Origin of the sequence: Maribellus maritimus, from assembly GCF_022267315.1 — a bacterium.
GTDB lineage: Bacteria > Bacteroidota > Bacteroidia > Bacteroidales > Prolixibacteraceae > Draconibacterium > Draconibacterium maritimum.
This window is the reverse complement of record NZ_JAIKLE010000016.1, coordinates 34,108-52,881: the sequence shown is the minus strand read 5'-3', so window position 1 is coordinate 52,881 and position 18,774 is coordinate 34,108. Positions and strand designations below refer to the sequence as shown.

Below are 18,774 nucleotides of genomic sequence, written 5' to 3'. Positions count from 1 at the left end.
TTGAAAAGGTGTTAATGAGTTGTTAATACTCAGGGATGTTGTTTTTGAAGTGCTCAAAATGTACTCAAAATGTGCAATTTTTTTTCTATATTCTTTAGTTGGTGTATGAAAAATGACAAATATCTTAAAATGGTGACGACCAATAATCATGGGAAATGAAATGATTATTTTTTAATGGAGTTGATTCCGGATGAAACAGCATTTTAGGATCTAACGGGTTTTATTCCCAAAAGTGCTTCTTTGGATAGATATTATTTCAACTTAAACTATACAGTGAAGTAATCAAAAATAAGGATTAGTTGAGTTGTTCCAGCGCAGCAAAGATTTCTTTATTTTCTGCTCTTCCTCCGTGTGATTCGCTTACTTTTGCAAAAATAATTTTGCCGCTTTTATTTATTACAAAAGTAGAGGGATACGCGGTTTCTTTTGGCGCGTTCCAACGTAAACCATATTTGTTTATTACTGAATAATCAGGATCGAGTGTAAATATGAAATTTTGAGGGAATTGGAACTCTTCAGAAAATTCTTTAGCATGTTCCTGCAATTGTTCAGACGGCCCCGGATAAATCATCAAAACGGTTGCACCCAAATCCCGAAATTTAAAGTCATCTTCGACCAGTGCTCCAACCTGCCGGGTGCAAATAGGACATTGATATCCCGGCCAGCCTCTCAAAACCACTAAAACCACCGGACCTTCCTTATGTAAATTCTTTAAGTGAATTTTATTATTGTCAATGGTTTGCAATGAGAAATCGATAGCTTGGTCTCCAACTTTAACTGTTGCCTGGTGTTGCGCTAAAATGTTAATTGAAATAAGGAGCAATATGAATAGGAATATTTTTTTCATCGCTGTAAAAATGAATAGTTCAGAAAGTACAACACTTTTAACTACAGAAAGTTTTAGGGTCTAGCCAAACATTTTGTTAAAAAAAATTGATTCTGTTTGCTAATCTTATTATGCCTGATAACCTAAAAATGAAAAGATCAGCACTCTTATTTTTTGAATAATTCATTTCTACAATGAATACGAAAGAACAAGGAAAGTAAACGAAGTTTGTTTTTGTTGAAAGATTTGTTTATTTCAGCGGGGGAAAGAGATGTTTACTTTATGGCACAGGTAATTCAAGAGTTTTTAATTGCTGTAAATGGTTCGGCACAGCTGGCGGTTTTAAACCAACGAATCGCCCTTTTTTATTCTTACATCGGTTACAAATTGTTTAATTTGCTGTTCGTCTTCTCTTTTGCAAATCATAAGAGTGTCGTTCGATTCGGCTACAATATACCCGTCGAGACCTTGCAAAACAGCCACTTTTTCATCCGAGATATTTACGATACAATTTTGCGCATTGTACATTAAAACATTATCACCTTTAATTACATTTCCATCGGCATCTTTATCCTCATGTTCATACAACGCGCCCCATGTTCCCAAATCGCTCCAGTCAAAATCGGCAGTAAGGACATATACATTTTTGGCTTTTTCCATTATGCCATAATCAATGGATATGCCGCGGCATTCGGAGTAGGTTTTATTTATAAAATGTATTTCATCTTCCGTATTGTATAATTTCAGCCCCCTTGAAAAAAGTGAGGCTATGTCAGTAAGATGGGTTTCAAAAGCTGAAATGATGGATGACATCGACCAGATAAAAATTCCTGAGTTCCAGAAAAATTCACCACTTTCAATAAACACCTTTGCCATTTCAATATCCGGTTTTTCAACAAAAGTTTTTACTTTATATAAATTATCAAGATTATTAAATTCTTCTCTTCTTTTTACCTGTATATAACCGTATCCTGTTTCCGGGCGGCAGGGTTTAATCCCCAGGGTCAGTAATGCATTTTTGCTTTTTACAAACTCAATTCCTTTTTCAATCTGACGGATAAACTCTTCCTCTTTCAGGATTAAGTGATCGGAAGGAGCAACGATTAAATTGGCATTCGGATTTTTTGACTTTATTTTATAGGCGGCATAAGCTGCACAAGGTGCAGTATTTCTTCGCAGAGGTTCAGGCAGGATTTGTTCTTCTGTTAATTCAGGGAGTTGTTCTTTTACCAGATCTTTGTAATTAATACTGGTTACGACCAAGAAATTTTCAGTGGGTATTATTTTGGAAAATCGTTGGAATGTTTGTTGGATTAGTGTTTTTCCTGTGCCTGTAATATCTAGAAATTGTTTGGGTTTTATTTTACGGCTCAGAGGCCAGAAGCGGCTTCCAATGCCTCCTGCCATTATAATACAGTAATTATTATTCATCTGATTTTTGCGATCTTTCTGCTTTGATGTTTAAATATAGGAATATTACGTAAAAATGTCATTATTATTTTAAGGAACTTGCGACTGTTATGTTTATTTCAAAATTTTGTTTCAACCATTAATGTTGTAATTTTAACCAAAATCTTGGCTATGAAGTTTTTTTTCAATGTTGGTCGCTATTTTTCAATGTTAAAGCGCGTTTTTGCCCGCCCCGAACGGCATAAAATGTATATCCGACAGCTTTTCCGCGAGATTGATAACCTGGGAGTAAATTCAGTTGGGATTGTAATTGTAATTTCTGTCTTTATTGGTGGAATTATGGTTATCCAGTTTGCTTACAGTATGTCGAATCCGCTTTACCCTTCGGAATTGGTCGGACTTGGTACCCGCGATACATTGATTCTTGAATTTTCGTCTACCATGCTGGCGTTGATAATGGCCGGGAAAATTGGGTCTAACATTACATCGGAGATAGGAACAATGCGGGTTACTGAACAGATTGACTCGTTGGAAATTATGGGAGTTAATTCGGCCAGCTATCTTATTCTTCCAAAGATTGTAGCCGTTGTTTTTATTTTTCCCTTCCTTTTTATTATAAGCGTATTTTTTGGAATGCTTGGCGGTTTGTTAACAGGACCCGTTGCCGGTGTTATTACTGTACCGGAATATCTTGATGGAATTCGTTATTTATTTTATCCCTATTATGTTACCTTTTCAATTATTAAATCGCTGTTTTTTGGCTTTCTGGTAGCCACAGTCCCCGCATATTTCGGTTATTATGTACAGGGCGGTGCATTTGAAGTTGGCAAGGCCAGCACTCGTGCTGTGGTTAATACAAATATTCTGATTCTTTTGTTTGATTTAATTCTAACACGCCTGTTATTAACATGATTGAAGTTAAAAATTTATATAAATCGTTTGATGGAAATGAAGTCCTTAAAAATGTGTCAGCCACATTTGAAAACGGAAAAACAAATTTGATAATCGGTCGAAGCGGTTCGGGGAAAACGGTGCTGCTAAAATCAATTTTGGGTTTGTTTGAAATTGATAGCGGAGAGATTTGGTATAACGAACGGAATCTCACTCAAATGGGCGAAAAAGAGGTGAAAAGAATGCGACGGGAAATTGGAATGGTTTTTCAGGGTGGGGCTCTGTTCGATAGTATTTCGGTGGAAGGGAATGTTCGTTTTCCCCTGGATATGTTTACTCGAATGTCTTCAAAAGAAAAGAAAGAGCGGGTTGAATTTTGCCTTGAACACGTAAACATTGAAAAACACGCATTTAGTTTATTTCCCAGTGAAATTAGCGGAGGGATGCAAAAGCGGGTAGCTATTGCGCGTGCCATAGCATTGAATCCCAAATACCTTTTTTGTGATGAGCCAAACTCAGGGCTCGATCCGGAAACGGCGACAGTGATCGACAAACTGATCCAAAGCCTGACAAAAGAATTTCAGATGACTACCATAATCAATACCCACGACATGAATTCGGTGATTGAAATTGGTGAGTCGGTACTTTTTATTTCAAAAGGTGAAAAAGGCTGGGAGGGAACAAAAGATGAAATCCTCAAAACAGACAGCAAAAAGCTAAACGACTTTATTTTTGCCAATAAGCTGTATGCACAGATGAAAGGAAAATAAATTAATTCTTTCTGAATTTATAATCTGAAGTTTTATTGTAAACAGTGGATTCTTTAGCTTCTTTTTACTTTTATCTGAAAATTGCGGATTTTAATTGGTTAACTTTTGTCTGAGGTTTTCTAATTTCCGTCCTTAGCTTTTAAAAATGAATTATGAATGTTTGATTTGCCAGATTAAATCGCTGCCACATCGTTTTGATAAATATGAAATTCCCCGGAAAGACCGAAATGCTGTGGCAAGTGAATTGATAAAAAAGATTGCCGGTATTGATCTTGAAAATAGTTATTCGCCGGAAATAACCAGAGACATTTTGGCTCTTTTAAAAAAGAAATCAACGGTTGAAGACCCTTATCAAAAGGAAAAAGAAGAAAGTAATTTTTATTTACAGAACAAATATTCAGAGTTTCAGGAATTGTTGCGGAATTCAGATGATCCTTTTAATCTTTCCCTTCGTTTGGCCATTGCCGGAAATATTATTGATTTTGGCCCTGCGCATCAGTTTGATGTGGATGAAACCATTCAACGAGTATTGACAACTGACTTTGCATTTGATCATTCAGCGCAATTAAAAATAGAGATAGAAAAGGCCCGCACTATTTTATACCTCGCGGACAACTCCGGTGAAATTGTCCTTGACAAACTTTTTCTTGAGACCATAAACCATCCAAATGTTTGGTTTGCGTTTCGCGGAGCACCGGTTTTAAATGACGCAACCTGCAAAGAAGTCTTCGACATTGGAATCGATAAAACTGCGAAAATAATCAGTAATGGCGACGATGCCCCTTCAACGCTTCTCCACAGGGTTAGTCACGAGTTTAAAGAAGTGTACAACTCGGCAGACCTGATTATCTCAAAAGGAATGGGAAATTACGAGGGGCTTATGAACGAATCGGATCCGCGGTTGTTTTTCCTTTTAATGATAAAATGCCCGGTTATCGCCGAAAAAATTGGTGCTAAAAAAGGTGATTTTGTAGTAAAACAAAATGTAAACTAACTTTTTGTACCCAATGTTATTAAAGGAATAATCATTTCTTCCATCGAAATTCCTCCATGCTGGAAAGTGTCTTTGTAATAATTCGAGTAATAGTTAAAATTATTAGGATACGCAAAAAAGTCGGTGGGTTGAGCAAAAATGTAACTTGTACTCACATTGGGAGCAGGAAGAAAAGCCAGTCTGGGGTCGCGTACTTCGTAAACCTGTTTGGCTTTGTAGTTTAGGTTTCTTCCCAGTTTATACCTCAGGTTGGTATTTGTTTCGCGTTCGCCAATCACTTTTACAGGATTGTCAACCCGAATTGCACCATGATCGGTCGTTACTACAAGTTTTATATCGTTTTCCGAAAGACTTTTGATTAATTCCAGCAAAGAAGAGTTGTTAAACCAACTGAGTGTCAACGATCGGTATGCTTTTTCATCTCCGGCTAATTCTTTAATCATATCCATTTCCGTACGGGCATGCGAAATCATATCCACAAAGTTAAAAACCATAACAGAAAGGTCGTTTGCAAGGATGTTCTTTACGTTGTCGGAAATCCTCTTTTCCAGCCGGATTCCGGAAACTTTATCATAATAAAGTTTCTCTTTGCGCCCGAGACGCTCCATCTGCTTTTGAAGTAATTGTTCTTCAAAGTAATTTTTATGCCCTTCATTATCATCATCTTCCCAGAATTCAGGATAAATTTTTTCTATTTCTGACGGCATTAACCCCGCAAACATAGCATTCCGGGCATACATGGTTGCTGTAGGTAAAATGCTGTAATATAATTCTTCCGTTTCGGTTCTGAAATAATTTTCAAAAACGGTGCTGAGTGTTCTCCACTGGTCGAAACGCAGGTTATCAATGATAAGTACAAATACCTTCTGTCCTTTATCAAGCATGGGAAAAACTTTATGCTTGAATACGTCGGTTGAAAGAAGTGGACGTTCACCAATTTCCTTTTGAAACCAGTAGAGATAGTTTTCTTTAATAAATTTAAAAAAGGCTTTATTTGCTTCTTCTTTCTGCATGGCAATTATCTGATCCATTGCAGAATCTTCCGAATTGCTTAATTCTATTTCCCAGTGCACCAGTTTTTTATAAATGTCGATCCATTCCTGATAAGTAAGCCTGTCGTTAATTCGCATTCCAATCTGGGAAAATTGCATTTGATAGGCCGACGTAGTTTGTTGTGTAACCAGCCTTTTCTGATCGATGTTCTTTTTTAGCGTAAGGAGGATCTGTTTTGGATTCACAGGTTTAATGAGGTAATCAGCAATTTTTGAGCCGATGGCCTCGTCCATAATATTTTCTTCTTCGCTCTTGGTAATCATCACTACAGGGACATTAGGCGAAAACGATTTGATTTCAGTCAGAGTTTCCAAACCCGTCATTCCCGGCATGTTCTCGTCCAGAAAGATAATGTCGTAAAAATTCTCTTTTACTTTGTCAACAGCATCCGAGCCATTGTTGGCTGTTTCAACTTCGTAGCTTTTTTCCTGTAAAAAAATAATGTGTGGGCGTAAAAGATCAATTTCATCGTCCACCCAAAGTATCCTAGGCTTTCTCATATTTTCTGAATTAATTGTCAGTTAAAGATAGAAACAAAAAAACGGACGTGGAAGTATGTGCTTAACAAACTTTAACCAAATTATTACTGGTTGAGATAATAGCGCTTGTAGAAATCCATGTATTCGATAATATTTTTTTCAGAAAGGAAGATATCAAGATTTTCAGCAGAAATCAGGAAGTTTCTGTAACTCGCTTCCCCAAGTGGTTTGTACAAATCACGATTTTGAACCAGGTTGGCCGAATATTTTAACGCTGTTTCTTTGTCCGGCAATCCTCTTACGGCTATAATCTCCCTGAAATTGTCAAGAGGCTTCTCCTCCAGCGTAAGCGACACACTCCCGTAATTGGCCTGGTTGTATTCACTAATCCCGTTTATAAATGCAGCTTTATCTATCCCTTCCAGCGGAATCACAAAAATAAACAAGTGCTGACCTTCAATGTTCTGGTTGTAAGGAGTTTCGGCTTCAACTGGCTCTGCGTCAATTGATGTTTGCTGTGTAACCGTTTGCCGGCTTGTTTCCTGTGTGCTTTCGTTTGTTGAGGTAGAAGACGCAGCAGACGATGAATTCTGATTTCGTTGAATGTAATGGTTCCTAAAGAATTCGATGTAATCATCCACACCATTTTCATCGATCATTTTTTGCAGGTTTTCGTCTGTTGTCAAAAAGTTCCGGTACGTTGTTCTTCCCAGCGACTCAAACAAACTCCTTGTTAGAACCACTTTTCTGAAATATGACATCGACTCGTTTAACGAGGGAATACCCTTTATAACCATTAACTGGTAATCGTTGGTTGTTTTTAACTGGAGAGCAAGATTCCAAACTCTGAATTCATTACGGTTAAACTGTGAAAATTCATTCATAACCTGGCGCATCGACATCTTAGGATCTTTAACTGCCAGTACAAAACTTTGAGTCGTGTCAATATCAGTATTAAACATCGAACCTGCCCCCGTATTAACAACTACAAAGTTTCCACGTTCTTTTAAAGCATCTTCTTCCTGTTGTGCCCTTGCCATTAGTTCTTCCGGCAAAACATCAGGTTCATCTTCGCTGAAATTCGATTTAATAAAACGGCTGTAATTTTTAACAAAGAATTTTAAGTAATCCGCCATCGATTTTTCAGTCATCATTTGCCGGTAGTTTGTAGAAGAAACCACAAAGTTCACATAATTAATTCCGGCGAGGGTTTTAAAAACACTGGCTCTGCGAATAATTGCCCCGTGATAGATTAATGCGTCCTCTTTATTTTCAAGTGCTCTTACAATCAGGAAGGCAGTGTTTTCATCCAGATTTTCGGTTTCAATGTCAAAATCGATTTTTGTATAATGGTCGATGTTATAGTTGGCGATGTCAAATTTTAAGCGGTTCAGATCGATTTCTGCATCGCGCGGGTAAGCAATAACGAAATAGTGAAGTAAATCTTCCTCATAGGTGAATTTGCCTCCAAATTCGTCATTTTCCATCCGGTTTTCAGGCAGCAACTCTTCATTTTGAATTTCCTCGTTAATGTAGCCCATTTCTACCAGTTTCTGGTAATCGGCCAGTGTACTGTCCTGAATTAATGTCAAAATTTCTTTGGCGAGTGGAGCAGGCTCTGCTTTTGGATAAGTCTCGATATAACCTTTTAGCAGATTTTCAAAACCATGAACATCGGTTTGTGTTCCACGCGCAATCGTTCCCATAAAGTCTATTTTCGAAAGCATCAAACTATCCGGTTTAAGACTTTTCATGGTATTCGTCATTTCAATTACATTCCCGTATCTTCCTGATTTATAGTTTCGGAATGTTTCCTGATAGAAGTTGTTTAAACTGTCCATCAGTGCTTCCATTTCGATAAAATAGTTAGGGTTTACAAGGTACTGCGCGTATTTGCTGTCAGGAAATTCCGAAATAATGAGACTCCTATAATAATTTGATTTTTGTTTGTCGCCCATTAGTTCATACAAATCATAAAGATCGAAGTAAGCTGAAAGAAGGTAAATGTTTTGGGGATAACGCTCGTTGAGTTCTTCAAACGATCCGGCAGAACGTTTGTAATTGCTAAATTCCGATTTAAATATTTTACCAGCATTGTATAACGCATCCCTGATTTTTTCATTCGAAACTTTCATCAGGGAGTCCGTTAAAGGAAGGTCTTGAGTATAAAATTCTTCTTTTAGCGGGTCGTCTTCCCGAATCACCATTTGACTCGAATCAATCATTTCAGTAAACTCATCCATTTCATCAATCGACATGGTATTTTTGTTTGACCTCCGCCAGTCGTCCTCAAGCCCTCTTTTTCCCCAACGTTGCTGAAAAGTGACTTTTCCGTATGATACGGTTTGCGGGTTGTAAAAATACCAGCCGGCACCGGAGCTACTGCTTCCCATTCCCATTCTGTAGCGACTTGAACGATTAGACCCTCTGCTATTTTGCATAGCCAGATTTTCCATATTCCGTTGCCGTTCCTGCTCCTCTTTTATCATATTGGCAATCAAAGCCTTTCTTTCTGTTTCCGACATTCCGGCAACTTTTTGTAAGCTGTCTTCACGTTCAACGGTATTCAGGTTGTCAACCAAATTGGTTAAACTCCGGTATTTTTGTTCCAGTTCAATATAGTTTGGGTAGGTCTCATCAACAATAATCATGGCACTGTCGTAGTATGCCTGTGCGCCTTTATAGTTTAAATCTTCAAAATATATATCGGCCAGAGTAACAGCACTTAATGCTCTTTGATACTGGTTTTGGAAACTGGTAGCTACCGATTTTTTGTAGTTTTCAATGGCCAAATCGCGGTTGCCTTCTTTAAAAAACAAGTTCCCAAGCGCAAAATATATTTGGTCTTTGAAGTCTATATTTTTTTTATCACGTAATAACTTGTTTAACTCTTTTTTGAGTTTTTCAGCGTCTCCTTCACCTGAAAAAACGCCGGCAGCATTTATCATCGCATTGAACTGCATGGCATAGTCGGCATTCATTTTTGTTACTTCGGTAAATGCTTCGGCTGCCTTGGCATGTTGTCCCAGTTCTTCATAAAGCTGAGCAATAATGTATTTGTATCTGGCCCTGTTCGACTTCCAGAAAATTTTTGAGTTTGCTATCTCCAAAAATTTGATAGCTTCCAGGTAGTCCCCCTGTCTTTTATAAAAATCGGCAGTAGCCAGCGCCAAATCTGCTTCCAGATTTTTAGGAAAATTGTCGTCGCCCTGAACAGCCTGAATGATTTCTGAAGCCTCTATGTATCTCTCCAGTTCGGTATAAGAACGAATCAGCCATACAAAAGCTTCATACTTGGTTTCCTCTTCCGAAAATTTTCTCACCACATAGGAAAAATTGGTGATGGCAGCAGTAAAATTGTGTTGATAAAAATACGCTTTTCCAATCAATATATAGCTGTCGTCAATCCATTTGTTAAATTCTTCCTGGCTCGCAAATTCAATATATTTTCTTGTGCGGTTTCGTTTTGGTTTTGGTTTTTTTGTAATTGAGTGAACTTCTATCAGTTTAGATCCCTTTACAACTGCATAATCCATATCGGAACGAACCATGTTGGCCGATGAGGGAATACTCGACTTATAAACCGGCAAAATTCTTGTGTAATCGTTTTCAATGTTGTCTTCAATACGCTGGACACCTTCTTTGATACTTTCGTTGGCATTGAAATAAACATTATAATGCGATGTCATGTTGTGAAACGCACGCGAGGCGCGGGTGTTCTTTTCAGTTGAACAACCTGCAAAAAGTGCTACCAGAAAAACTACTCCTATGGTATGTAAAAAAAGCTTATTCAAACAGATCTTTTTATTGGCTTTAGGAATAAACTGTTTTTTCATCAGAATATTGCCTCTATTCTTTTGATTTTATTCCATTTTCAAAAGGCACAAAAATAATATTTTTTTACTGTTTCAGCAGTAAAGAATTAAGAATAGGACTTACAATTCAAAATCAGCGATTATGTATTTGATACGCAACTATTTCCGGGTAATTTTTACCTTTTTTGTTGGCGCTTTTTGAATATTTCGGAGATGTACCTGATGTTTTACACTTTTGGCAACCTCGGTAAAAGCCATTCCGGTAACCGTTTCCCCGTTTGCTGCAACTGGTGTCCCTGCATCACCTCCTTCGCGAATACTTTGTACGATTGGAATCTGCCCGAGCAGCTTTAGCCCCAGCCTATCTGCCAGTATTTTGCCTCCGTCTTTGCCAAAAATGTAATATTTGTTTTCTGGAAGTTCGGCAGGAGTAAACCAGGCCATATTTTCAACGAGGCCAAGCACCGGGACATCGATTGATTTGCTCTGGAACATACTGGTTCCGCGAATAACATCGGCCAGTGCAACATCCTGCGGAGTGGTAACAATTATTGCTCCCGTAACCGGAACAGATTGTACAAGTGTAAGGTGAATATCACTGGTGCCGGGAGGAAGGTCGATGAGCAGGTAGTCGAGTTTACCCCAGTTACCTTCTGAGATCAATTGTTTTAAGGCGTTTGACGCCATTGGGCCACGCCATATAATCGCGCTTTCTGCATCAACAAAAAAACCAACCGACAAAAACTTCACACCAAATTTTTCGACAGGGTTAATCACCTCGCGGCCCTCCACTTTTTCACCGGTTGGCCGGATATCTTCTGCTCCAAACATTTTCGGAATTGACGGGCCAAAAATATCGGCATCAATCAAACCAACTTTTGCACCGGAATTTGCCAGTGCAACAGCAAGATTAACCGCAACCGTTGATTTTCCAACGCCTCCTTTTCCCGAAGCCACTGCAATAATATTTTTAACCTGCGGAAGAATCGGGCGTTCCATGTCGTGCAAAAACTTAACCGCAATGTTATCTTCAATTTCTACTTCATCTCCCAAATGTTTTTTGATGGCATTTTCACACGCTAAAACCACTTGTTCAATATTAGGGTCATTACTTTTTTGAAACACAAGAGAAAAGCTTATGCGCTGTCCTGCAATCCGTATTTCCTGCGCCATATCAAGCGAAACAATATCCTCATTACTTCCGGGGTATTTTACGTCGCGTAAAGCATCTGTAACGTTTTTGGGGACGATTAATTTACGTGGTATTTCTGCCATAACAACTTACTGTTAATTTAAATCCAACTTAGAAAATATAAGCTGTAAAAATAATTATTTTGAACTTTAGTTTAAAATAATTTCATTTTTATCTAAAATCAATGCAAACTTACAAATAATCGATTAAAAAATACTTTTTTGTATGAATTGTTTGAAAGGAAGAGCTACAGGGGGGCTTTCGGATTGAGTCAGCTTATTATTCAAGCTCTTTTCCCGGGTCCCAAAACCGCTCTTTAAAATTGATAATCTGGTCGTCTTCAAAGATAAATCCTTCGGCTTCGAGCAGTTCCTTCATCGCATTTGGTGTGTCAAAATGATGTTTCCCGGTAAGTAGCCCGTTTCGGTTGACAACACGGTGCGCCGGCACGAATTCAGAGTGGCTGCCTGCTGCATTCATTGCCCATCCGACCATTCGTGCAGAACCTGTTGTTCCCAAATATTTTGCTATGGCACCGTAAGAGGTTACCCGACCCGGAGGAATCTGTTTAACCACATCGTAAACTTTTTCAAAAAAAACGCTCATTACCGAGGAGATTGTTAGATTTTGAACTTGAATATTTAGAAATGAAAATAGTTCTTTTTTCTTTTAGAATTCAAAATCGATCAGTGAAATTGAAGTTTAGTTGAATTTTGTGATTTGGAATTTTTTTCAATGTATGTCTTTTGCGCTTCTTCCAAAACTGCGGTATTCATCTTTTTCAATTTCTATATCGGGCTCTTCAAAAGGTTTGTCATTCAACATGAAAGCAATGTATTTTATTGTAATTCCGCGGGAAAGCCACTGTTTTTCGTAGAACGTTTTTATTTGCAGTGTCTCATTTAATATTTCTGATTTGTAGAGGTTGTCGGTTTCTGCCAGAATTTCAAATTTATTCAGGTAAACCAATTCGCGCGTGTAGGTATACTGAAAATTACTGTCGGTTTTTAAGTGAATGATTCCATCTTTTTTTAATAAGGTTTTATATTTTTTCAGAAATGTTGTCGAAGTAAGTCTTTTGCGCGTTTTTTTCATTTGTGGATCTGGGAAAGTAAGCCAGATTTCAGCAATTTCGTTTTCTCCAAAAAACTGCGAAATAATTTCGATATTGGTACGCAAAAAACCAACGTTCTTTAGTTGTTTCTCGAAAGCTTGTTTTGCCCCTTTCCAGAGCCTTGCGCCTTTTATATCAACTCCAATGAAGTTTACCGATGGATTTTTTTCTGCCAGTTCAACCGTATATTCACCTTTTCCGCAACCCAGTTCCAAAACAATCGGATTTGTATTTTTGAAGAATTCTTTGTTCCAATTTCCTTTCAGACAAAAATCATCGTTCTGAACTTTATGATACGGCGCCTGAACTACATGCTCAAAGCGCTCCATTTCTTCAAATTTTGCAAGCTTATTTTTCCCCACTTTACTGAATTTTTTCTACCCTGAAGCCAATATCGCTTATTCCTTCCAGATTTTCTTCGCGCATTCCCTGTTGGATATTGATTTTATATTCGCCCGAAACGGGAAAATAAACGTTACGCCGATAGACCGCCTGCAAGGTTTTTAACCCGCTGAAACCTTCTCCCAGCCACTTGCCTGAGGGATCTGCCAACGTGACTTCAAATGTGTCTTTTACTGATTTGCCATCGGGTTGAACAATTTCGATAAACAGCCACAAATTGCTGTAAGAATAAGAAACCTCATTCCTGATATTGAGGTATAAATTGTGGTGTTGAAGTGTATCGGTAACCGGAAAGCTAAAATGAACCAGCGAATCCTGGTTCCACACTTTCTCCGGAATGGTTTTATATTCTTCAAAAACTTTGTTTTTATCGCAGGCTGAAAGAATAAAAAGTAATAAACCGAACAAAAAAAACAGGTGTTTTATTTTTTTCATCGGGAATTTGGTTTTCGGTTTACATTCCTATTGTGGTTTCTTTTCTTTTTTCTCGATTTTCTTTTGGGACGATCAAAGCGATTCAAATCCTCCTGTCCGACAACATTGTGGAAAGTATCGAGTTCATTTTTTAAATCACTCCTGTTTTCCACAACTAGTTTTTCCGGTCTTTTCCCTTTTCGGTTTAAATTTTGGATTTTTTTCACCATTTCAACCGGAACTTCAACTTGCGAAGCCGGAGCATTCCCTTGGAGTGTGTACCAATATTTCCGGTTAAATATATCGGCTTTAAAAAATATATATGTCCCGTTTTCGGTTTCAAGAGGAATATGATTTGGTGGAAAATCTTTTTGTGCGTCAATGTACGAATCAACTTCAAAGTTCAAACAGCATTTCAGTTTTCCACACTGACCGGCCAGTTTTTGAGGGTTAAGCGAAATTTCCTGGTAGCGGGCAGCATTGGTTGTAACCGAAACAAAATTACACATCCAGGTGGCGCAACAGAGTTCTCGTCCGCAAGGCCCGATTCCTCCAATTCTTCCGGCTTCCTGTCTTGCTCCGATTTGTTTCATTTCGATTCGTATGCGGAATGTTTCGGCTAAAACTTTAATCAACTGACGAAAATCAACCCGGCCATCGGCAATGTAATAGAAAATCGCCTTTGTTTTGTCACCCTGATACTCCACATCGCCAATTTTCATGTCCAGATTCAAATCTGCTGTAATCTGCCGTGAACGTATCATTGTTTGGTGTTCCAGAGATATGGCTTCTTTCCATTTCTCAATATCTACTGGTTTGGCTTTTCTGTATATCTTTCGCAATTCACCGTTGACGAGTGTAACTTTGTGTTTCTTCATTTGCTCAAACACAAGTTCTCCGGTCAAAGAAATAATTCCGATGTCATGTCCCGGATTGGCCTCAACAGCTACTAAATCGCCAACTTGCAACTTGAGGTTATTTACGTTTATATAATAGTCTTTTCGTGTATTTTTAAAACGGACCTCAATAATATCCTGTTTCGGAACCGTTGATTTTATATCGCCCAGCCAATCGTTGACATGAAGTTTGGCACATCCGCACTGGTCGGAGTTGCAAATACCTCTTTCTATCGTATCGATTTCCAATTCTTTCATAAAGTCTGTTTATAGTTAGATCATTTCAAAAATCAATATTTCTAAAAGAACTAACAGGACAAAAATAACAATTATACCTATTTGCCGGTGAAATGTAACTTATTTAAAACGAATTTATTAAACCGGCGGGAGTTATTTGCCCATTTTATTTGTAGCTGGAAGCATTTATTTAACAGGTATCTGGTTGTCTTTGTCTTTGTAAAACGGATATACAAGGTAGTTGTAAATGATACAGCCCACACAAAAATTTATAACGGAATCCATAAATGACAGCGTCATTAAAATACCGGCTACAATTAAAGCACCTGTTGTGTATCCGAGCAGTTGTAAAATTAAAGAAGTAAGGGCACAAACTACTCCCAGGCGCGATGCAAAAACTTTTTGAGCAAGATTGATGGGCTTTTTTGGCAGTTTTAGCGCTGAAATTATTGAAAATGCAATATAACGCAAGGGGCTGTATTCAATCTTCCAGGTTGCTCTGATAAAATAATCGGCTGCAACAACCCCAATAAACACCGGATTTTTAGTATAAATAAAAAATCCCATGAGGATTACATTGAGAAAAACAGTTAACCGGCTAACTTTGCTGTCAATTTTCTCGATGGAAATCGGGCACACAATTCCTTGGATCTTCATAACTTGTTTTTATTGATGAAATAGAATGGCTAATAGTTAGTTACTTCAACAACCTAACAATAAAATTGGTTTAAGAAGGGAATTTGTCGGGAAACGAGACTTTCGTAAAAGGGCTATGTGTAAAAATTAATATTTATCTTTTTATTAACCGCACCATTCTCAGTGCAGTGTCGAGAAAGATAATACGTGGATTTCCGTTCATCCCAATGTGTTTTATGCCCAGTTCAAATTCTTTTGAAATTGGTATTATATTTCTTTCGTTAATAAAGGGCGCAAATTTTTTTCCCCAGTCCTGTTCTTCGCGGTTTAAATATACAAGGTTCATTTTTTTCATATTGAAAATAAAATATTCACGAACCAAACGGAGAGCAGCATCGAAAAACGATTTTTGTTTGTCGCGGCCAATTGCAGCCATTTCATCAGCCCAATTTATTAGATCCAGAACCTGACGAGAGTAAGCAAATCGCATCATTTCCTGGAATTTCAGAAAGTAAAACTGGTTATCCTCTCCCGGGTTAAGGTATTCGAGCGCTTTAATATAACTTCCGTTTGCTAGGTGAACGGCATCAGGTATTATATCAGGATCTGCATCTGTTTTTTCCAAAAGGGCATTTTTAATCGATTCGTTGTCGATAAACGGAACCTTTACAAGTTGTGCCCTTGAACGAATTGTGGAAATTATGGCTTCTTCATTTTCGGAAATGAGCAGGAAAAGTGTTTTGTTTGGCGGTTCCTCAATTAGTTTTAGTAGTTTGTTTGAACAACTGATGTGCATTTTCTCCGGTAGCCAAATCACCATCACTTTAAATTCCGATTCAAACGATTTAAGATTTAATTTCCGGTAGATAGAGTCGCTTTCCCGCTCGTAAATTAAACCTTGTGCATTTCCGGCGTCAATTGAACCAAGCCACTGGCTAAGATTAAAATAATGGTTTTTAAGCACCATTTCACGCCACTCTTTTATAAAATCATCACTCATCGGATTTTTAAATTTGGGTGAGTTAAATACCGGGAAAACAAAATGCAAATCGGGGTGAGCCAGCTTTTGATATTTATGACACGACGGGCATGTCCCGCATGAATCCGTTTCCGTACGGTTACGGCACGAAATATATTGCGCATAAGCCAAAGCCAACCCTAATTTACCTGTGCCCTCGGGGCCGGCAAAAAGTTGGGCATGACTGATTCTTTCGTCCTTGACCGAGCGGATTAGCCGTTGTTTTATATCGTTTTGTCCAATTACGTCGCTAAAAAACATGGGTTAAAAATAACCAAATATCAAAGACCAAATAACAATTGTTGGTAATTGTTTGAAATTTGGCAGCGTTATCGCAATTTTCGAAAATTGCAGCGCGTCATGCTGAACGTGTTTCAATATCTTAATTGTAGGAAAGAGATTCGGACATCATTTCGGAATGACGAAAAGATAAACGAGAGTTATCATTACATTACCCGCAGTTTAAGGTATTTAAAGTTTATTACAACATTAAATTCGGTTTACTTAAAAATCACTCCTGTTTTCCACGAGATTAATTTCTTATCTTTGGTTGATTTTCGAAAAACTCAAAAAAAATAATAAAATGCAAACTATTAGTAGCTACGATTTTAAAGGCAAAAAGGCGCTCATTCGTGTTGATTTTAATGTGCCGTTAAATGAAAATTTTGAAATTACCGATGACACCCGTATGCGGGCTGCACTTCCTACCATCAAAAAAATTATTGAAGGCGGTGGTTCTCCTATCATCATGTCTCACCTTGGCCGTCCGAAAAACGGACCGGAAGATAAATTTTCTTTAAAACCATTGGTTGCTCATTTGTCGGAATTACTTGACGGTGCAACTGTGAAAATTGCTCCGGATTGTATTGGCGACGAAGTGAAAAAAATGGCCGATGAAATTAAACCAGGCGAAGTTTTGATTTTGGAAAACCTGCGTTTTTACAAAGAAGAAACTGCCGGCGACGAAGAATTTGCAAAAAAATTAGCTGAAAACGGAGACTGCTGGGTAAACGATGCTTTTGGAACTGCGCACCGTGCTCATGCTTCTACAGCTGTTATCGCTAAATTTTTCCCGAACGACAAAATGTTTGGTTACCTGATTGAAAGCGAAGTTGAAAGTTTAGATAAAGTTGTTAAAAGCCCGCAACGACCTTTAACTGCAATTATGGGCGGAGCAAAAGTTTCTTCAAAAATTACGATCATCGAAAACCTGTTGAGTAAAGTTGACAACCTGATTTTAGGGGGTGGAATGACTTATACTTTTGTAAAAGCGAACGGTGGAAAAGTTGGTGATTCAATTTGCGAAGACGATTTTATTGACACAGCAAAAAATATTGAAAAACTGGCCAAAGAAAAAGGTGTAAAACTGATTATTGCTACCGATGTAGTCGCCGCCGATGCATTTAGCAACGATGCAAACACAAAAATTTGTGCTGCCAACGAAATTGCTGACGGATGGCAAGGTTTGGATGCTGGTCCGGATAGTGTTGCTCAAATGAAAGAAGTGATTGAAAATTCAGGAACAATCCTTTGGAACGGCCCGGTTGGTGTTTTTGAAATGGAAACATTTGCCGGCGGAACAAAAGCAGTTGGTGCTGCCATTGTTGAAGCAACTAAAAAAGGTGCTTTCTCATTGGTTGGTGGTGGCGACTCGGTTGCCGCTGTTAACCAATTCGGAATTGCCCCGGGAGTATCATACATTTCAACTGCCGGTGGTGCATTGTTGGAATACCTCGAAGGAAAAGTTCTTCCCGGGGTTGCAGCTGTTCGTGGCGAATAAACAAAAAACAAACAATATATTTGAAAGCCCGGTTCGTTTTTTGCGAGTCGGGTTTTTTATGATGTTAAATTGAATTATCTTTAAATTAAAAATGACAAAAAAAGCTGATCTGGTAAGTGGATTGTATCCAAAATTTAATTGCGCACAGGCAACGTTTGTTCTTTTTGCTCCTGAACTGGAACTGGATGAGAAAGTAGCTTTAAAAATTGCCAGTGGTTTTGGAGGAGGAATGGCTTGCGCAGAAACCTGTGGGGCTGTTACCGGTTCTTATATGGTTATTGGGATGAAACACGGATACACAAGCTCAGATCCAACCGACAAAGCAATTACCAAATCTAAAATTATAAGGTTTAACGAATTGTTTCGAAAAAAACATGGTTCGTTAACCTGTAAAGTACTTACTGGTTTTGATATTTCGACACCCGAAGGAGCCAACGCTGCTCTTGAAGCTGAAGTATTTCAAAAGAAATGTCCTGAATTTATTAAAACAGCCTGCACAATTCTGGAGGAACATTTTTAAAATATAGTTTAAAGTTTTTTAGTTGAAAACGATAGTTATTTGAGATAGCGCCTATTTGTTAATTAAAACAAAAGTTCTATTGAGTTGTTTTTAATTGTGTAGAATTTAAAGCTTATTTGATATGAAATATAATGTAGGTACAACAGATCGTTTATTAAGAATAATTCTTGGTTTAATTATCGCAATTTTAGGAGTTGTTTTTGACAGTTGGTGGGGATTAATTGGAATTATCCCTTTGGCTACGGGGCTTTTTAAAATTTGTCCTTTGTATATACCTTTTAAAATTTCGACACATCAGAATAAAGAATAGAAAAAAATTTTAAAAAG

The 18,774-nt window shown here is 37.9% G+C and carries 17 protein-coding genes; 6 read left to right on the top strand and 11 right to left on the bottom strand.

The window, feature by feature from the left end; all coding sequences use genetic code 11:
- Positions 1-295 precede the first annotated feature (295 nt).
- Both K5G00_RS15085 and K5G00_RS15080 read right to left on the bottom strand, forming a co-directional pair.
- Positions 296-847 (bottom strand): peroxiredoxin family protein, encoded by a 552-nt coding sequence (locus tag K5G00_RS15085; RefSeq protein WP_238767012.1) that lies wholly within the window; start codon positions 845-847, stop codon positions 296-298.
- A 321-nt stretch (positions 848-1,168) separates the two neighbouring features.
- Positions 1,169-2,257: a mannose-1-phosphate guanylyltransferase gene (locus K5G00_RS15080; protein WP_238767011.1), complete on the bottom strand. Its 1,089-nt coding sequence runs from the start codon at positions 2,255-2,257 to the stop codon at positions 1,169-1,171.
- A gap of 150 nt (positions 2,258-2,407) precedes the next feature.
- Here K5G00_RS15080 and K5G00_RS15075 point away from each other — a divergent pair, with 150 nt between their 5' ends.
- The 3 genes from K5G00_RS15075 to K5G00_RS15065 all read left to right on the top strand — a co-directional run bounded on the left by K5G00_RS15075 (position 2,408) and on the right by K5G00_RS15065 (position 4,891).
- Positions 2,408-3,148 (top strand): MlaE family ABC transporter permease, encoded by a 741-nt coding sequence (locus tag K5G00_RS15075; protein WP_238767010.1) that lies wholly within the window; start codon positions 2,408-2,410, stop codon positions 3,146-3,148.
- Entirely contained in the window at positions 3,145-3,897 is a 753-nt protein-coding gene (locus K5G00_RS15070; RefSeq protein WP_238767009.1) for an ABC transporter ATP-binding protein, read from the top strand. The genes K5G00_RS15075 and K5G00_RS15070 overlap by 4 nt, the downstream gene beginning before the upstream one ends.
- Positions 3,898-4,042: 145 nt before the next feature.
- Entirely contained in the window at positions 4,043-4,891 is an 849-nt protein-coding gene (locus K5G00_RS15065; protein ID WP_238767008.1) for a damage-control phosphatase ARMT1 family protein, read from the top strand.
- Here K5G00_RS15065 and porX read toward each other — a convergent pair.
- The 9 genes from porX to K5G00_RS15020 all read right to left on the bottom strand — a co-directional run bounded on the left by porX (position 4,888) and on the right by K5G00_RS15020 (position 16,408).
- Positions 4,888-6,444: a T9SS response regulator signal transducer PorX gene (porX, locus tag K5G00_RS15060; protein ID WP_238767007.1), complete on the bottom strand. Its 1,557-nt coding sequence runs from the start codon at positions 6,442-6,444 to the stop codon at positions 4,888-4,890. The two genes, K5G00_RS15065 and porX, sit on opposite strands and share 4 nt — an antisense overlap.
- Positions 6,445-6,527: 83 nt before the next feature.
- Entirely contained in the window at positions 6,528-10,217 is a 3,690-nt protein-coding gene (gene porW, locus K5G00_RS15055; protein WP_238767006.1) for a type IX secretion system periplasmic lipoprotein PorW/SprE, read from the bottom strand.
- Positions 10,218-10,397: 180 nt separating this feature from the next.
- Positions 10,398-11,513: an Mrp/NBP35 family ATP-binding protein gene (locus tag K5G00_RS15050; protein WP_238767005.1), complete on the bottom strand. Its 1,116-nt coding sequence runs from the start codon at positions 11,511-11,513 to the stop codon at positions 10,398-10,400.
- A 196-nt stretch (positions 11,514-11,709) separates the two neighbouring features.
- Positions 11,710-12,036 carry an MGMT family protein gene (locus K5G00_RS15045; RefSeq protein WP_238767004.1) on the bottom strand — a complete coding sequence of 109 codons (327 nt, stop codon included), beginning with the start codon at positions 12,034-12,036 and terminating at the stop codon, positions 11,710-11,712.
- A gap of 126 nt (positions 12,037-12,162) precedes the next feature.
- Positions 12,163-12,906 (bottom strand): tRNA (guanosine(46)-N7)-methyltransferase TrmB, encoded by a 744-nt coding sequence (gene trmB / locus K5G00_RS15040; protein ID WP_238767003.1) that lies wholly within the window; start codon positions 12,904-12,906, stop codon positions 12,163-12,165.
- A 1-nt stretch (position 12,907) separates the two neighbouring features.
- Positions 12,908-13,381 (bottom strand): gliding motility lipoprotein GldH, encoded by a 474-nt coding sequence (locus K5G00_RS15035; RefSeq protein ID WP_238767002.1) that lies wholly within the window; start codon positions 13,379-13,381, stop codon positions 12,908-12,910.
- Positions 13,378-14,514 (bottom strand): PSP1 domain-containing protein, encoded by a 1,137-nt coding sequence (locus tag K5G00_RS15030; RefSeq protein WP_238767001.1) that lies wholly within the window; start codon positions 14,512-14,514, stop codon positions 13,378-13,380. Before K5G00_RS15030 ends, K5G00_RS15035 begins: the two co-directional genes overlap by 4 nt.
- Before the next feature lie 165 nt (positions 14,515-14,679).
- Entirely contained in the window at positions 14,680-15,150 is a 471-nt protein-coding gene (locus tag K5G00_RS15025) for a DUF4395 domain-containing protein (protein WP_238767000.1), read from the bottom strand.
- A gap of 133 nt (positions 15,151-15,283) precedes the next feature.
- Positions 15,284-16,408: a DNA polymerase III subunit gene (locus tag K5G00_RS15020; protein WP_238766999.1), complete on the bottom strand. Its 1,125-nt coding sequence runs from the start codon at positions 16,406-16,408 to the stop codon at positions 15,284-15,286.
- A gap of 322 nt (positions 16,409-16,730) precedes the next feature.
- Between K5G00_RS15020 and K5G00_RS15015 the strand changes: the two genes are divergently transcribed.
- The 3 genes from K5G00_RS15015 (at position 16,731) to K5G00_RS15005 (ending at position 18,757) form a co-directional block, all read left to right on the top strand.
- The gene (locus K5G00_RS15015) at positions 16,731-17,927 is read left to right on the top strand and encodes a phosphoglycerate kinase (protein ID WP_238766998.1); all 1,197 of its coding nucleotides are present in this window, start codon (positions 16,731-16,733) and stop codon (positions 17,925-17,927) included.
- A gap of 91 nt (positions 17,928-18,018) precedes the next feature.
- Entirely contained in the window at positions 18,019-18,447 is a 429-nt protein-coding gene (locus K5G00_RS15010) for a C-GCAxxG-C-C family protein (protein ID WP_238766997.1), read from the top strand.
- Between the two features lie 121 nt (positions 18,448-18,568).
- On the top strand, positions 18,569-18,757 hold the full coding sequence (locus K5G00_RS15005) for a YgaP family membrane protein (RefSeq protein ID WP_238766996.1): 189 nt from the start codon (positions 18,569-18,571) through the stop codon (positions 18,755-18,757).
- Positions 18,758-18,774 lie beyond the last annotated feature (17 nt).

Coding starts and splice junctions, on each gene's coding strand:
- K5G00_RS15085 (WP_238767012.1), bottom strand. CDS start 847: ATGAAAAAAATATTCCTATTCATATTGCTCCTTATTTCAATTAACATT.
- K5G00_RS15080 (WP_238767011.1), bottom strand. CDS start 2,257: ATGAATAATAATTACTGTATTATAATGGCAGGAGGCATTGGAAGCCGC.
- K5G00_RS15075 (WP_238767010.1), top strand. CDS start 2,408: ATGAAGTTTTTTTTCAATGTTGGTCGCTATTTTTCAATGTTAAAGCGC.
- K5G00_RS15070 (WP_238767009.1), top strand. CDS start 3,145: ATGATTGAAGTTAAAAATTTATATAAATCGTTTGATGGAAATGAAGTC.
- K5G00_RS15065 (WP_238767008.1), top strand. CDS start 4,043: ATGAATTATGAATGTTTGATTTGCCAGATTAAATCGCTGCCACATCGT.
- porX (WP_238767007.1), bottom strand. CDS start 6,444: ATGAGAAAGCCTAGGATACTTTGGGTGGACGATGAAATTGATCTTTTA.
- K5G00_RS15050 (WP_238767005.1), bottom strand. CDS start 11,513: ATGGCAGAAATACCACGTAAATTAATCGTCCCCAAAAACGTTACAGAT.
- K5G00_RS15045 (WP_238767004.1), bottom strand. CDS start 12,036: ATGAGCGTTTTTTTTGAAAAAGTTTACGATGTGGTTAAACAGATTCCT.
- K5G00_RS15035 (WP_238767002.1), bottom strand. CDS start 13,381: ATGAAAAAAATAAAACACCTGTTTTTTTTGTTCGGTTTATTACTTTTT.
- K5G00_RS15030 (WP_238767001.1), bottom strand. CDS start 14,514: ATGAAAGAATTGGAAATCGATACGATAGAAAGAGGTATTTGCAACTCC.
- K5G00_RS15025 (WP_238767000.1), bottom strand. CDS start 15,150: ATGAAGATCCAAGGAATTGTGTGCCCGATTTCCATCGAGAAAATTGAC.
- K5G00_RS15020 (WP_238766999.1), bottom strand. CDS start 16,408: ATGTTTTTTAGCGACGTAATTGGACAAAACGATATAAAACAACGGCTA.
- K5G00_RS15015 (WP_238766998.1), top strand. CDS start 16,731: ATGCAAACTATTAGTAGCTACGATTTTAAAGGCAAAAAGGCGCTCATT.
- K5G00_RS15010 (WP_238766997.1), top strand. CDS start 18,019: ATGACAAAAAAAGCTGATCTGGTAAGTGGATTGTATCCAAAATTTAAT.
- K5G00_RS15005 (WP_238766996.1), top strand. CDS start 18,569: ATGAAATATAATGTAGGTACAACAGATCGTTTATTAAGAATAATTCTT.